The organism is Flagellimonas sp. (assembly GCF_965233845.1).
Lineage (GTDB): Bacteria > Bacteroidota > Bacteroidia > Flavobacteriales > Flavobacteriaceae > Flagellimonas.
In genome coordinates, this window is record NZ_OZ247584.1 from 337,227 (window position 1) to 351,895 (window position 14,669).

Sequence of the window (14,669 nt, forward strand, 5' to 3'; positions counted from 1 at the left end):
ACAATGGTTATCTTTGGCCTTTAATAAAATTTGTTGCATGAAGTTTTTGAGAAATCTCTTGGCCGCTATTTTGGGGTGTTTGATGGCGTTTGGAATCCTGATGGCCATGTTTATGATTTTCCTGACCTTGATTGGAAGTGCCGATCAGGGCGTTGTGGTGAAACAAAATTCCATTTTGGAATTGAGTTTTACCGAACCTATCCGTGATTATGTGGGACGGGATGATACTGACCCTTTTGCCGGGCTTTGGAGTAACGAGGTTGGATTGGACGATATTATTCACGGAATTAACGTGGCTGCCACGGACGATAACATCAAAGGAATAAGTTTGACCACCAGTTTCTTGCAGGCTGGTTTGGCCCAAGCCCAAGAAATAAGGAAGGCACTATCTGATTTTAAGTCAACAGGAAAGTTTATTTATGCCCATTCCGATTTCTTTACCCAAAAGGATTATTACTTGGCCAGTGTGGCCGATGAACTCTACCTAAATCCGGTGGGCGCCATGGACTTTAAAGGCTTGGCTACCGAAGTGCTCTATTTTAAGGACCTGCAAGAGAAAGCCGGTATAAAGATGGAAGTAATCCGCCATGGTAAGTACAAAAGTGCCGTGGAACCCTATTTATCCAATACCATGAGCGAGGAAAACAGGGAACAGATTAGGGAATTGATCGGTTCTATCTGGGGACAAATGTTGGAAGATATAGGAGCTTCCCGTGACATGGGCACTGACCGTCTGAATGTTATTGCGGATACCTTGGGTGGTAGAACCCCAAAGTTTGCGGTACAATCGGGTTTGATTGATGGGGAAATTTATTTTGATGAATACGAAACCTTGCTGAAGGCTCAGGTGGGCCTGGAAGCAACGGAACCCCTTAACTATGTCAAGTTTGATGATTATTTGCAAGTATCCGGATCCAAAAGATTAAGAAGTGGAAGGGATAAGATTGCGGTTATCTATGCAGAGGGAGAAATCTATTATGGAGAAGGTGGCAAGGAATTTATAGGTCAGGGTTTGATTACCCGAGCTTTGCAGAAAGCAGTGGACAATGAGGATGTAAAGGCTATTGTGCTGCGCGTGAACTCTCCTGGGGGTAGCGCCCTGGTATCTGATATCATTTGGCGCCAGGTGGAATTGGCCAAGAAAGAAAAACCAGTGGTCGTTTCCTTCGGAAACGTGGCGGCCTCTGGCGGCTATTATATTGGGGTTGCCGCGGATAAAATTTTTGCAGAACCCACTACCATTACAGGTTCTATTGGGGTTTTTGGCACTATACCCAATGCGCACGAACTGGCTGGGAACATTGGAATAAATGCGGAGCAGGTGGGTACCAACAAAAACTCGGTAGACTACTCTTTGTTCGAGCCCATGAGCGATACGTTCCGGGATGTGGTTCAAGAGGGTATAGAAGATACTTACGAAACCTTTTTGGCAAGGGTGGCAGCAGGAAGAAATATGAGTTTGGAAGCTGTGGATGCCTTGGCTCAAGGACGGGTTTGGAGTGGGGTAGATGCTGTGGAAAACGGATTGGTGGATGCATTGGGAAGTTTGGACGATGCCATTGAAGCTGCTGCAGAAATGGCCGATTTAGGGGACTTTGGCATTCGGAAGTACCCCAGGTATAAATCCGATTTCCAGCGGTTTATGGATGATATGGCCGGAGCAAAGTCCAAAGTGGGAGAGGTTCTTATCCAAGAGGAAATTGGCGGGGAAGCATATCGTATTTTAAAGGAGTTTAAAAATATTACCGAACAAAAAGGAATTCAGGCCAGAATGCCGTTTAGTCTAAATATCAAATAAGAATGACCCAAGAGGACAAGAAAGTTGCCTTTTCCATCTACCTCTATCTTGGGGCTTTGTTTATCACCTCCTTGGTGGTGTCCAATCTTATTTTTCAAAAGTTCTTTTATTGGAATCCCTTTGGGGAAATTGAAGTTGTTGGAGCTCCCTTGTTTGAAATTTCCGTGGGGATTTTACCCTATCCCATTACTTTTTTGATCACGGATTTAATATCGGAAATTTTCGGCAAGAAAAAGGCCAATCAAGTGGTCATTGCAGGGATTTTTGCCTCATTTTTTTCCTTATTGATTGTCACCGTGGCTAATATTGCCCCTGCAACGGATTGGTCACCGGTGAACAACGAAATGTTCAAATCCGTATTTGGGAACACTATTGTGGCCGTTTTTGCTTCCATGATGGCCTACCTGTTGGCCCAATTTATAGATATCCAACTCTACCACTTTTGGAAAAGGATAACCAAGGGCAAGTACCTTTGGCTGCGAAACAACTTTTCCACCTTTTCATCCCAGTTTATAGACACCTTTACGGTAGTGCTTCTGCTCTGTATTTTTGGGGAGATTCCATGGGAACTTTTCTACGGTTTGGTCATCAGTGGATTCCTCTTTAAAGTTTTTATTGCGCTGTTGGACACCCCTTTGCTCTATCTATTCGTATATCTCTTTAGAAAAAGATTTAACTTAAAAATAGGGGAGGAGATTAGTCTGGATTGAGCAGTTCTTCCTTATTTTGTGGTAATTAAATCCCAAATTATGAAACGAAAGCTGCTAAAAATTGTAGGCATCGGCCTGCTTGTACTTATCGCCTTGGTAATTTCCTTGCCCTTGCTCCTGGAAGGGAAGGTTGCCGAAATCATTAAAAACAAGGTAAACCAAAATATAAACGCCACCTTGGATTTTGAGAAGGCCAACCTAAGTTTGCTCAAGAGTTTTCCCAACGCCCATGTGGAACTCCGCAATATTTCTTTGGTCAATAAGGCCCCATTTGAAGGGGATACCTTGTTTGCATCAGAGGGCATAGCCCTTAAAATGGGAATTTCGGAGCTTTTTAAATCGGCCGAGGAACCTATTGGCATCAAAAGTTTGGAAGTAGAAGCTGCTAAGCTGCGTATTGTAGTGGATGAAAATGAAAATGCCAATTATGATATTGGTAAAGATGATGGGGGAGAAGCGGCAAGTTCCGAAGCGACTTCTGACAGTTTTACCCTTTCCATGGATTCCTATGCCATAACCAATTCTGAAATCATTTATCACGATTTGTCCAGTGGAATGCGTTTGGCCATATCTGAAATGAATCATTCCGGAACCGGTGACCTTTCCCTGGAGCAATCCCAATTGAAGACCTTGACGGATGCCTTGGTATCCTTTGAAATGGACAGCACCAAATACTTGAACAACAATAAAATCTTTCTGGATGCCTTGATTGGCATCGACCTTAAGGAAAACAAATACTCCTTTTTGGAAAACAAGGCTATGGTGAACCAATTATCTCTTGTGTTTGATGGCTTTGTACAGGTGAATGAAGAAAACCAGGAAGTGGATATTAGTTTCAAGACCCCTTCTTCGGATTTCAAAAATTTCTTGGCCGTTATTCCAGAGGCGTATTCAAAAAACATTGAAAATGTTAGCACTACAGGGAATTTTGAGGTGGCAGGTCAATTTAAGGGAATTGTGGATGAGGAACACATTCCAACATTTCATATCAGCGTTAATTCAGAAAATGCGTCTTTCAAATATCCAGATTTGCCCAAATCGGTACGCAATGTCCATATTGATACGGAGATTCATAACAAAACAGGGATTACAGAAGACACCTATGTGGATATCAACAAGCTATCATTTACCATTGATCAGGATAAATTTGACCTAAACGCCAAGATTAGGGACTTAATGGGCAATACCAAGGTGAATGCCCAAATGGATGGTAAGATCAATTTGGCGAATATTTCCCAGGCCTATCCGGTGTCAGAAGATTATGGGTTAAAGGGAATTTTAACGGCAGATGTGACCACTGCATTTGATATGGCCTCATTGGAAAAAAAACGATATGCTAATACCCAAACCCAGGGGGATTTGGCCCTGGAAGGTTTTGAATACCGCTCTGATGAGCTTAAAAATCCCATACAGATTAATTCAGCCGCGGTCAATTTTACACCAGAGCGGGTTAGACTGAGCAATTTTAAAGGGAAAACAGGAAGTACGGATTTTAACGCGCAGGGAACCCTCAATAATTTATTGGGCTTTATGTTCAATAAGGAGAATGTGGAGGGGAACTTCACTTTAAGTTCGAACACCTTTGCCCTGAACGATTTTATGGTGGAGGAATCTGGGGAGGAATCTGGAGAAAATACGGGAACTGTTGAGGAACGAATCAAAATTCCATCTTTTTTGGATTGTACCATTGATGCTACGGCCAATACGGTATTGTACGATAATCTCAGCTTGAAAAACGTAAAAGGGAAATTGATCATCAAGGATGAAACGGCTACCGTTCAAGGCCTGCAGTCCGATTTGTTCGGGGGCACGTTGGGACTTACTGGTTCCGTGTCCACCAAAGAGGAAGTTTCCACTTTTAATATGGATTTGGGAATGGACAATTTTAATATTGACGATTCCTTTGCTTCTCTGGAACTGTTTAAAGTGTTGGCACCTTTGGCCAATGCGCTGCAAGGTAAATTGAATTCTGATGTGAAGATTTCGGGAAATCTGAAAGAGGATTTTACACCTAACCTAGCCACTATTTCCGGGAATGTGTTGGCGGAGTTGTTGTCCACCAAAGTGAATGCCCAAAAGGCTCCATTGCTTTCGTCATTAACCGGGCAGCTCAGTTTTTTAAATACGGAGGATTTGGATTTGAGCGATTTAAAAACCGCTTTGAGCTTTGACAACGGTTCTGTTAAGGTGAAGCCCTTTAGTTTAAAATACAAGGACATAGCCATAAACGTGGATGGTAGTCACACCTTTGATAAGCAGTTGAACTACAACGCCACCTTGGATGTCCCGGCCAAATATTTGGGACCAGAGGTAAACAATTTGATTGCTAAAATTGACAATTCGGATTTGGAAAACTTGACCATTCCTGTGGTGGCAAGCATAGGGGGCAATTACACCAGTCCTTCGGTCCGTACAGATCTAAGTTCCGGAGTGACCAAACTGACCAATCAATTGGTGGAGATTCAAAAGCAAAAATTGGTCAATCAGGGCAAGGACAAGGCCAAAGATTTGATTGCCGATGTATTCAAATCGGATAAAAAAGACTCTACGGCTACCAAATCTAAAGGGGTTACAGAAACTTTAGGAGATTTGTTGGGCAACAAAAAGGAAACCACGGATTCCACGGAAACCCAGGAAGATCCAGTGAAAAATACCGCCAAATCCATTTTGGGCGGATTGTTGGGCAAAAAGAAAAAGGATACCGTGAATAATAACTAGTCCACCCTAACTAAAACAGGCAAATGGTCGGAAACAAAAAAGCCATTTTTTCTTTTGTCATCAATGGCAATATAACTTTTCACGGTCAAGTTCTTGACCAGGATGTAGTCTATTCTACGCTCAAGATTGTCCATGGATTTAAAGCTGTTGAAGGTGCCAACAGGGCCGTAAGGTGATTTTTTACTGGTCTCAAAAGCATCATGGAGCTCTTGTGTCAGTACCTGAATGGGCTTGCTGTCGGGAAGACTGTTCAAGTCACCAATCACGGCTACCCGTTCGTTGCTTACTCCCATTTTTTTGATCAAATCAAGAACCAATTTGGAGGAATTTTCCCGGGCCAAAGGGCCTATATGATCATAGTGACAATTGAAAACATGCAGTATTTTCTGGGTATGTTTATCCTTGAACTTCCCGTAGGTGACTATGCGTTCCATAGCGGCATCCCATCCTATCGAAACCTGGTCTGGAGTATCGGAGAGCCAATAGGTTTTGGTATCCAATAGTTCAAGCTTGTCCCGATTGTAGAAAAGGGCTGCATATTCACCTTTCTGTTTGCCATCGTCCCTTCCAACTCCAACGTAGTCGTATTGGGTAAGAAAATCATCCAAAAAAGCCACCTGTTCATGTAACCCTTCTTGAATTCCCATTACATCGGGTTGATAGAAGTTGACCAAGGCCCCAACATCCGCTTTTCTTTTTTCCCACCAATTTTCACCATCCTTGGGATTGTTGTACCTAATATTGAAAGTCATGATGGATTGCTGGGCATTCATGCCCAAAGCAAATCCAATACAAAGAGAAATTAGAGTGATTTGTTTCATTAAATAATTGAATAATTGTCACATTTACATAATTCCTATGCCAACAAAATAACCTTCGTTGCCACGAACGTTAAAAACGGTTTGGTCTTCAAATATGAGGTATTGGCCTTTAACTCCTTTTAAAATACCAGAATAGCTTGGGGTCTTGTCCAGATTGAGGCTTTTTACCTTTTCTGGGTATTGGAGCACCGGAAATTCCAAATGGGTCTCCGTATTGGAATCAATAAAATAACCTGCAACTTCTTCCGGGATGTGGGTTTTGAGTTTATCCCGCCATTCAGCCAAATCTACGTCTTCAATATCGTTTTTGAGCATTTTTTGCCAACTGGTCTTATCGCTTACATGTGCTTTTAGGGCCACTTCGGTAATTCCTGCCAAATAACGGTTGGGGACTTCCACAATTTCTATGGCCTCATGGGCGCCTTGATCGATCCATCTAGTAGGCACCTGATTTTTACGGGTGACTCCAACTTTTACGTTGCTTGAATTGGCCAAATACACAATATGGGGCTGCAATTGGGTCTTTTTTTCATATTCCAAATCCCGATCTTCCTTGTCCAAATGGGCGGTGCTCAGTTCAGGTTTCATGATCCAATCCCCAGCTGCCGGGCTTTCGTAAAAACAGGATTTGCAAAATCCTTGCCGGTAAATGGGTCGTTCCCTGCCACAGTTTAAGCACTGGTATTTAATAAAATCGATTTGGATTTCTTTGTTTAAAAGTTGGTTGACATTGATAAAGTCGTTTTCAAAAACCAGAAAATATTGAATGGGATTCCCATTTTCGGTTCGCATTTTTCGGAGCACTCCTTGATAAAGCATGTTAAAATGGCTGTTTTTAAGCGTATTTTGAAAATAAGGGGTAGATGCCCTATTTTAGCTACAAGACCCCTAACCCCAAACTCGGTTAAAGATACCCAAAAATGCCAATACCTTTATTTAATTCCATAGCATCTTGGTTGTTGAAAAAACGCTATCATCAAATAGAACTTTTTTTGAAATACCCTTTGGATGTTCAAAAAGAGGTTTTGTTCCATCTAGTGGATTTTTCAAAGGATACCCAACTGGGCAAAGCATATGGGTTTAGGGACATTGGCCAATATGAGGAATTTGCCGAAAGGGTGCCCATAAGAAATTATGAGGGAGTGGCGGAGCTGATTGAACGGTCAAGAAGGGGGGAACAAAATCTTTTTTGGCCCACAACGATCAAATGGTTTGCCAAAAGTAGTGGAACTACCAACGCCAAGAGCAAATTTATTCCGGTCAGTAGCGAAGCTCTGGAAGATTGTCATTACAAATCCAGTAAGGACCTTTTGTGCCTCTATTTGAACAACAACGAGAATTCGCAGCTTTTTACAGGGAAAAGTCTAAGGCTTGGGGGAAGTAAGGAACTCTATAAGGACAATGGTACTTTTTTTGGGGATCTCTCAGCTATTTTAATTGACAACATGCCCCTCTGGGCCGAGTTTAGCAGTACGCCCAGCAACAAGGTTTCCTTAATGGCAGAATGGGAATCCAAGTTGGAAGCCATCATTGAAGAGAGCATCCAGGAAAATGTTACCAGTTTGGCCGGAGTGCCCTCGTGGATGTTGGTCTTGTTAAACAATGTCTTGCAAAAGACAGGCAAAAACCACCTTTTTGAGATTTGGGAGAATTTGGAGGTGTACTTTCATGGGGGAGTGAGTTTTGCGCCCTATCGAGATCAATATAAAAAGTTGTTGCCCAGAAAGAGCTTCAATTTCTATGAAATCTATAACGCTTCGGAAGGATTCTTTGGGATTCAGGATAGAAATAATAAAGACGATTTACTATTGATGTTGGACTATGGTATTTTTTACGAGTTTATTCCCATGGATACCTACGGCAAGGAAGAAAAAGCAGTTCCTCTTTGGGATGTGGAAACAGGAGTAAACTATGCCATGGTAATAACCACCAACGCCGGACTATGGCGCTACAAAATAGGGGATACGGTACGTTTTACTTCCAAAGACCCTTATCGCATACGCATAACCGGTAGGACCAAGCACCATATCAATGCCTTTGGTGAAGAATTGATCATAGAAAATGCAGAGGAGGCCTTGAAACAGATCTGCCAAAAGACGGATGCAGAAATCATGGATTATACCGCCGCACCCATTTTTATGAACGGGCAGGAAAAAGGAGCTCATGAATGGATCATTGAGTTTCGTAAGCCACCTAAAGATGTTGATTACTTCACAGAATTTTTGGATAATGCCCTAAAATCACTGAATTCGGATTACGAAGCCAAGCGTTACAACAATATTACCCTTAAAATGCCCAAGGTTCATATGGCCCGTAAAAATCTCTTTCATGATTGGTTGAAATCCAAAAACAAACTTGGTGGACAACATAAGATTCCCAGATTATCCAATGAACGTTGTTATGTGGATGAATTATTGGAAATGAACATGGAGGGCAAGTAATACAAAGAATAACGGATTTACGAAAACGTTTTCGCAAATCTTCCCCATTCGTCGAACAATCCTTCCTTTTGGACAAATAAATGCGGTTTTTTAGCGTTTAAGCTTGAAGTTTGGATGAGCAAACAAAGTTCCCTCATCTTAAAACTAAACTAAATTATAACTGGCATGGCTGAAAAACTAGTTGTTATCTCCGATATGTGGGGGGTAAAAAAAGGACTCTGGATAACTTCGTACTTCGGGTACCTGCAGCAGTATTACAATATTAAATTTTATGACTGCCAGCAATTGGCCGATATAGATGTTCCTGTATCTACAGAAGAGAACATCCATAAGGCCTTTGTTGAGGGCGGTATTGATACCGCTGTTGCCCATTTACTGAAAAAAGAATCAGAACCCAGTCATTACCTAGCGTTTAGCACAGGGGGAACCATTGCATGGAAAGCGGCCCTTAAAGGACTTCCCATGAAATCCTTGACGGCCATTTCGCCAACCCGCATCCGCTACGAAAAGCAAAGACCCAATGTGCCCATGAACCTTATTTTTGGGGAATGTGATAAATTCAAACCTGGCATGAAATGGGCCAAACAACTGGAGGTCGATTTGAACGTGGTCCCAAGTTTTGGACATCAGCTCTACTCTGACGAAAAAATTATTTCCGAAGTTTGTTTGGACCTTTTGGAAAAAGTGACCAAAAAAGCAATCTAAGAAACTGCCTTTAACTTTTTGATGGTCTCGTGGGATAACTTTTCCTCGGCATAAGCCTTGGTGACCTTAAATTCCTTTTCTTCGGTACTGGGCATTTCAAACATGGCATCGGTAAAGACGGCCTCGCATAAGGAACGGAGTCCACGAGCACCCAATTTGTATTCCACCGCCTTATCCACTATATAAGAAAGTGCTTGTTCCGTGATGCTGAACGTGATTCCGTCCATGGCAAACAATTTTTCGTATTGTTTGATAATGGCATTCTTGGGTTCGGTAAGGATTGCACGCAGAGTTTTGGAATCCAATGGATTCATGTGGGTCAGTACAGGAAGTCTTCCAATAATTTCTGGGATCAAACCAAATTCCTTTAAGTCTTTTGGAATGATGTATTGTAATATGTTTTCATTATCCAATCGATCTTCAGCCTTAGAGGCACTATAGCCCACAGCCTGCATGTTCAAACGTTTGGTAATGATTCTTTCAATACCGTCAAAGGCCCCACCGGCCACGAATAGGATATTTTCAGTATTTACTTCAATGAACTTTTGGTCTGGATGCTTACGCCCTCCCTTAGGTGGAACGTTGACCACCGTACCTTCCAATAATTTCAAAAGTCCTTGTTGCACTCCTTCCCCGGATACATCACGGGTAATGGATGGGTTGTCACTTTTACGGGCAATTTTGTCAATTTCATCAATGAAGACTATCCCTCGCTCCGCTTTCTCCAGGTTATAGTCAGCCGCTTGAAGCAAACGGGTTAGAATGCTTTCAACATCTTCCCCAACATATCCGGCCTCTGTAAGCACCGTTGCATCAACAATGGCTAAAGGAACATTTAACATGCGGGCTATGGTTTTGGCAATCAATGTTTTACCGGTACCGGTCTGCCCCACCATTACAATGTTGCTCTTTTGGATTTCTACTTCATCCTCCTTGTTTTTGGGCTGAAGCAATCTTTTATAGTGGTTGTAAACGGCAACGGACATTACTTTTTTGGTGCGTTCCTGCCCAATTACAAAAGTGTCCAAAAAATCACGAATCTCCATAGGTTTCTTCAAAACCAACTCTGAAGAAAGATCCTGATTCTTGGATTGCTTGGACTCTTCCGCTACAATACTATGGGCCTGTTCAATACATCTGTCACATATGTGTGCATCCAGTCCGGCGATCAAAAGATTGGTCTCCGGCTTCTTTCTTCCACAAAATGAACATTCCAAATTTTCCTTTGCCATATAAGACTAACTCATAAAGTTCAACCACAATAACGGAAAAAAACTCGATTTGGTTTGTGCCAAACGCCTGTTTTTAACCGTTTTGTTCGGTTTTAGGACTTATCCCTTACTAAAATTTCATCTATCATGCCATATTTTTTGGCCTCATCTGCCTTCATCCAGTAATCCCGATCACTGTCTTCGCTTACTTTTTCAAATTTTTGGCCAGAGTGTTTGGCAATAACACGGTATAGCTCCTCTTTTAGCTTTAATATTTCCCTTGCAGTAATTTCAATATCACTGGCCTGTCCTTGGGCTCCGCCCATAGGTTGGTGTATCATAACACGGGAGTGGGTCAGTCCGCTACGCTTGCCTTCGTGTCCAGCACAAAGCAATACAGCGGCCATGGAAGCGGCAATTCCTGTACAGATAGTGGCCACATCCGGTTTAATGAACTGCATGGTATCGTAGATGCCCAGACCGGCATAAACGCTACCCCCGGGCGAATTGATATAAATTTGAATGTCCTTGGAGGCATCTGCACTTTCCAAAAACAGCAGCTGCGCCTGGACAATATTGGCCACCTGATCATTGATTCCCGTACCCAAAAAGATGATACGATCCATCATCAAACGAGAGAAAACGTCCATTGCAATGGCGTTCAATTGTCTTTCCTCAATGATATTGGGGGTCATGTTCACAGGATACATGCTGCTCATGATCTTGTCATAGTACATGCTGTTTATCCCGTGGTGTTGGGTGGCATATTTTTTGAATTCTTTTCCGTAATCCATAGGATTTCTTTCGATTTTGCTTAAAAAAAAGGTGCCGAAAAAAAAGCTTTCCGGCACCGTAAAGATACTTAATTTTCTTTTAGCCGAATCCTAGCTATAGGCTTCCTTTACAAAGTCCTCATAGGTCACTTCCTTGACCTTAAGGTTCGCTTTTTCCTTGAAGAGATCCAGAAGTTTCTGGCTCATCAACTGCTCTGATAGCCTTTTTACCTCGTCCTGATTGCTCATAACCCTGTTGGCCACATTTTCCAACTCCTCTTCTTGGGGATTTAAATGACCGTATTGTGCCATTTGGGATTTGATGAAACCTTTGGCAAATTCCTTCAGCTCATCAAACTGTACTTGAAGATCATTTTCCTTAATGATTTTTCCTTCGATCAATTGATAGCGAAGGCCTTTTTCAGACTTTTCAAATTCTTCGCTGGCCTCGTCATCGGTCAATGGGTTTTCCCCACTTACCTGAATCCATTTTTTAAGGAATTCCGAGGGAAGTTCAAATTTGGTGTCCTCAATCAGTTTTTCTGTAACGTCGTTCAATAATTTTTGGTCGGACTGTTGTTCAAACTGCTTTTCAGAGTCTTCTTTGATGCGCTCACGAAGTTCCTTTTCAGATGTTACATTGTCCTTGCCAAACAATTTGTCAAACAACTCTTGATCAAGTACCGCAGGTTCCCGCTCATTGATTTCATCAATAGTGAAAGTAACCTCGATGTTCAGTTTTTCGGCCTTTTCACGGTCAATGCCCAAGGCACTTGAAAGCAGGTAGTCTTCCTTGAACAATCCTTTGGTCTTAAGCGCAACACTTTCACCAACCTTCTGTCCAACTAAGGCGTCAACAGCCTTTTTGCTTTTTATTTTATCAAGCTCAATGGTGGTCTTATGCTCAATTTCCTCGGCTTCGTTTACAAACGTGCCAGTGATTTCATCCTGTTTGCCAATTTCCGTTTTGGAAACCAGTTTGCCATACTGCTTTTGAATACGATCCACTTGCTCATCGATCATTTTCTTGTCGGCAACAATCTTGTATTGGGTTATGGCTTTTTTGGTTTTTACTTTAACCTCAAAACTTGGAGCAAGACCTAACTCAAATTCGAAATCAAGGTTTTCACTGTCCCAGTCAAAATTATCTTGCTGCTTGGGTAGGGGATTCCCCAATACGTCCAATTTTTCTTCTGTAAGATATTTGTTGAGGTTGTCCTGAAGCAATTTGTTTACTTCGTCCACCAAGACGGCTTTACCATACTGTTTTTTAATAAGGCCCATGGGAACCTGTCCCTTACGAAAACCAGGGATATTGGCCTGTTTTCTATAATCCTTAAGAATTTGATCAACCTTTTCTTGATAATCATCCTTGCTAATGGCAACTTTCACCACCGCATTTAGCTCATCAATCTGCTCTTTTGTGATATTCATCTCCTACCTTGTTTGCTATTCAAAAATGGGTGGCAAAAGTAAAGCATTTTAATCAGTGGGGCAACTTTTTAAAGTGTTGAATTTCAAACGAAATCTTTTCTATTTGTCTTCTTTCAGTAGCGAATGCAAAATAGATTGCAAAAATGAGAGCAAAAGGCTAAAAATAATGGCCCATAAAACACCAGAAACTTGAAAACCTGAGATAAAATGTGCCGCTGTTAAAATGATGATGGCATTGATGATCAATAGGAAGAGCCCCAAGGTCAATATGGTTATGGGCAGGGTAAGAATGATCAAAATGGGTTTGACCAATATGTTGAGAACACTGATCACAAGAGCTACAACAATAGCAGTTTGATAGGTGTCCACGTCCACTCCGGGAAGGACATAACTTAGAATGATTACCGCCAAGGCATTCAAAAGGAGTCTTATAATAAGTTTCATGAGGTTTGGATTTTTAACATAAAAAAAGCACCGTGTAAACGGTGCCCTTAATATAATGAAATTAAGTGTTGTCCAACTAGTCAATATAAAGTCCTGTAAAATTCAATGGGTCAACAGGAGGAAGATTTGAACCATATTTTGCATTGATTACATCCAAGAAGGCATTGGCAACAATGGCATAGCCTCTTGGTGCTGGGTGTACCCCATCCAGGGAAAAACCTCCACCGGTGGCAAAAACATTGGTTACCACACTACCATCGGTCTGTGGAAACCCGGTTTCTCTTAATTCCGTCAATTTGGCATTCATGTCAACAAATCCAAGATCATACTGGGTGGCCAGTGCTTCAATGGTTGCATTGTATGCGGTCAATGCGGTTTCAACAGAGGCTTGTTCTTCTGGGGTTAGCACCCAATTGTCCGCCAAAGGAATAGCAACCCCATTGATGGAAGTTGGATCAGCTTCGTTTGCTAAAGTCCCAATAAAAGAACTTGAAGGTAAAATCAGCAAATCCTCAGTGGTTGCCTGCCTCATGTTGATCAGGGCGGGATTTATTCCTGTCAAGTCGGTTAGGTCTTCATCAAGTAGAACTACTGCGTTGGTATCTCCAGCAGCGAAAGTAATGGTTCTCTTTGCGATTTCAGCATCTGCATCCTCTTGGGAAATGGCCATTTGGCTCACAAGAAAATTCAAAGCCCCTGCTACCCCAGCATTGTAAGCCGCGTAAGACCCATTTAAGAGCGCTGCCGTACCTTCATCCAAAGGTACTGGATTATGTGGTACCGTAGTGAAGTAAGGCAAATCCCTGACATCTGGAATATTTGCAATTACCCCATCCGCATTACCAGCGGTTAGGGCTTGCAAAATGGCATTCAGCGAGCCTGCAAAAACATTAGGGTCTGTAATGTCGTTTCTTTCGTATGATGAGGGATCCAAGTTTCCGGTCCGGTCCGTTCCGGACCCGCCGTTAGTGGCATACAATAGAATATCATTGGCTCCTGTCCATAGGGTGAAAAAGGTAGGAGCTTGTGCTACCGCATCCCCAATCACTGTGGCATCTTCACCAGAGGAGAACCGTGCGAAATAAGGATTGGCTGTTCCCAAACCTACCCCGGTCACGCTCCCATATCCTGGGGCCAACAGTTCATAACTCTTGGAACCGGGTACCCCCATGTTGTTGAACGACCCAGAGAGTTTGGTTGAAATCTCAGTGGTGCCCGTTCCGCTTTTAGGGGTGGGCGTAGGGCCATCTGGAGTGAACAGTAGAATCAATCGGTTGCCTAAAATTGGATTTCCGCCCAAAGTGGCTCCACCTAAATCATCTGCCATAAACGGAATATTGAAGTTGCCTCCTCCAGCCAACGCAAATTGGGTGGCCAACATATTGGGGAAAGAGGCTGCCTGCCCTGATTCAAAGAGCGCATTATCCGAAAAACCGGCGGTTAGGGAATTCCCCACGGCAACATAGTTGGCAAAGTTTGCAGAACCGGAGGTATATTCTATCGGATCTGGATCTGGCGTCACTATGGCCACTTCATCATCATTTTCACAAGCTACCATCAACCCTAGTACGGGGAGAAGCAGGGCATAAAACTTTTTCATCTTAATATCTGTTA

Annotated in this window: 12 protein-coding genes; 5 read left to right on the forward strand and 7 right to left on the reverse strand. The window is 42.4% G+C overall.

Annotated features, from left to right (window positions below):
- Positions 1 to 37: 37 nt before the first annotated feature.
- Genes sppA through ACO6S0_RS01460 form a run of 3 tightly spaced genes read left to right on the forward strand, consistent with a single transcriptional unit; the run spans position 38 to position 5,226 of the window.
- Positions 38 to 1,798: a signal peptide peptidase SppA gene (gene sppA / locus ACO6S0_RS01450; RefSeq protein WP_422350271.1), complete on the forward strand. Its 1,761-nt coding sequence runs from the start codon at positions 38 to 40 to the stop codon at positions 1,796 to 1,798.
- Between the two features lie 2 nt (positions 1,799 to 1,800).
- Positions 1,801 to 2,508: a queuosine precursor transporter gene (locus ACO6S0_RS01455; protein WP_422350272.1), complete on the forward strand. Its 708-nt coding sequence runs from the start codon at positions 1,801 to 1,803 to the stop codon at positions 2,506 to 2,508.
- A 39-nt stretch (positions 2,509 to 2,547) separates the two neighbouring features.
- Complete coding sequence (locus ACO6S0_RS01460; RefSeq protein WP_422350273.1) at positions 2,548 to 5,226, forward strand: AsmA-like C-terminal region-containing protein; 2,679 nt, start codon at positions 2,548 to 2,550, stop codon at positions 5,224 to 5,226.
- On the opposite strand, the gene ACO6S0_RS01465 is transcribed toward ACO6S0_RS01460, so the two are convergent.
- Positions 5,223 to 6,047 (reverse strand): endonuclease/exonuclease/phosphatase family protein, encoded by an 825-nt coding sequence (locus ACO6S0_RS01465; RefSeq protein WP_422350274.1) that lies wholly within the window; start codon positions 6,045 to 6,047, stop codon positions 5,223 to 5,225. The genes ACO6S0_RS01460 and ACO6S0_RS01465 overlap by 4 nt on opposite strands.
- A 24-nt stretch (positions 6,048 to 6,071) precedes the next feature.
- On the reverse strand, positions 6,072 to 6,866 hold the full coding sequence (locus tag ACO6S0_RS01470; protein ID WP_422350275.1) for a DUF2797 domain-containing protein: 795 nt from the start codon (positions 6,864 to 6,866) through the stop codon (positions 6,072 to 6,074).
- Positions 6,867 to 6,967: 101 nt separating this feature from the next.
- Here ACO6S0_RS01470 and ACO6S0_RS01475 point away from each other — a divergent pair, with 101 nt between their 5' ends.
- Together ACO6S0_RS01475 and ACO6S0_RS01480 are read left to right on the forward strand one after the other, a co-directional pair.
- Positions 6,968 to 8,488 carry a GH3 auxin-responsive promoter family protein gene (locus ACO6S0_RS01475; RefSeq protein ID WP_422350276.1) on the forward strand — a complete coding sequence of 507 codons (1,521 nt, stop codon included), beginning with the start codon at positions 6,968 to 6,970 and terminating at the stop codon, positions 8,486 to 8,488.
- Positions 8,489 to 8,653: 165 nt separating this feature from the next.
- Positions 8,654 to 9,193, forward strand: a complete 540-nt coding sequence (locus tag ACO6S0_RS01480; RefSeq protein ID WP_422350277.1) for a hypothetical protein — start codon at positions 8,654 to 8,656, stop codon at positions 9,191 to 9,193.
- Here the strand turns inward: ACO6S0_RS01480 and clpX are convergent.
- The 5 genes from clpX to ACO6S0_RS01505 all read right to left on the reverse strand — a co-directional run bounded on the left by clpX (position 9,190) and on the right by ACO6S0_RS01505 (position 14,655).
- Complete coding sequence (clpX, locus tag ACO6S0_RS01485; RefSeq protein ID WP_422350278.1) at positions 9,190 to 10,425, reverse strand: ATP-dependent Clp protease ATP-binding subunit ClpX; 1,236 nt, start codon at positions 10,423 to 10,425, stop codon at positions 9,190 to 9,192. The genes ACO6S0_RS01480 and clpX overlap by 4 nt on opposite strands.
- Positions 10,426 to 10,517: 92 nt before the next feature.
- Positions 10,518 to 11,198, reverse strand: a complete 681-nt coding sequence (clpP, locus tag ACO6S0_RS01490) for an ATP-dependent Clp endopeptidase proteolytic subunit ClpP (protein WP_422350279.1) — start codon at positions 11,196 to 11,198, stop codon at positions 10,518 to 10,520.
- A gap of 90 nt (positions 11,199 to 11,288) precedes the next feature.
- The gene (tig, locus tag ACO6S0_RS01495; RefSeq protein ID WP_422350280.1) at positions 11,289 to 12,611 is read right to left on the reverse strand and encodes a trigger factor; all 1,323 of its coding nucleotides are present in this window, start codon (positions 12,609 to 12,611) and stop codon (positions 11,289 to 11,291) included.
- Positions 12,612 to 12,710: 99 nt separating this feature from the next.
- Positions 12,711 to 13,055: a phage holin family protein gene (locus ACO6S0_RS01500; protein ID WP_422350281.1), complete on the reverse strand. Its 345-nt coding sequence runs from the start codon at positions 13,053 to 13,055 to the stop codon at positions 12,711 to 12,713.
- 76 nt (positions 13,056 to 13,131) lie between these two features.
- A complete protein-coding gene (locus tag ACO6S0_RS01505) occupies positions 13,132 to 14,655 on the reverse strand; it encodes a G-D-S-L family lipolytic protein (protein WP_422350282.1) in 1,524 nt (507 codons plus the stop codon).
- Positions 14,656 to 14,669 lie beyond the last annotated feature (14 nt).

Coding starts and splice junctions, on each gene's coding strand:
- sppA (WP_422350271.1), top strand. CDS start 38: ATGAAGTTTTTGAGAAATCTCTTGGCCGCTATTTTGGGGTGTTTGATG.
- ACO6S0_RS01455 (WP_422350272.1), top strand. CDS start 1,801: ATGACCCAAGAGGACAAGAAAGTTGCCTTTTCCATCTACCTCTATCTT.
- ACO6S0_RS01460 (WP_422350273.1), top strand. CDS start 2,548: ATGAAACGAAAGCTGCTAAAAATTGTAGGCATCGGCCTGCTTGTACTT.
- ACO6S0_RS01465 (WP_422350274.1), bottom strand. CDS start 6,047: ATGAAACAAATCACTCTAATTTCTCTTTGTATTGGATTTGCTTTGGGC.
- ACO6S0_RS01470 (WP_422350275.1), bottom strand. CDS start 6,866: ATGCTTTATCAAGGAGTGCTCCGAAAAATGCGAACCGAAAATGGGAAT.
- ACO6S0_RS01475 (WP_422350276.1), top strand. CDS start 6,968: ATGCCAATACCTTTATTTAATTCCATAGCATCTTGGTTGTTGAAAAAA.
- ACO6S0_RS01480 (WP_422350277.1), top strand. CDS start 8,654: ATGGCTGAAAAACTAGTTGTTATCTCCGATATGTGGGGGGTAAAAAAA.
- clpX (WP_422350278.1), bottom strand. CDS start 10,425: ATGGCAAAGGAAAATTTGGAATGTTCATTTTGTGGAAGAAAGAAGCCG.
- clpP (WP_422350279.1), bottom strand. CDS start 11,198: ATGGATTACGGAAAAGAATTCAAAAAATATGCCACCCAACACCACGGG.
- tig (WP_422350280.1), bottom strand. CDS start 12,611: ATGAATATCACAAAAGAGCAGATTGATGAGCTAAATGCGGTGGTGAAA.
- ACO6S0_RS01500 (WP_422350281.1), bottom strand. CDS start 13,055: ATGAAACTTATTATAAGACTCCTTTTGAATGCCTTGGCGGTAATCATT.
- ACO6S0_RS01505 (WP_422350282.1), bottom strand. CDS start 14,655: ATGAAAAAGTTTTATGCCCTGCTTCTCCCCGTACTAGGGTTGATGGTA.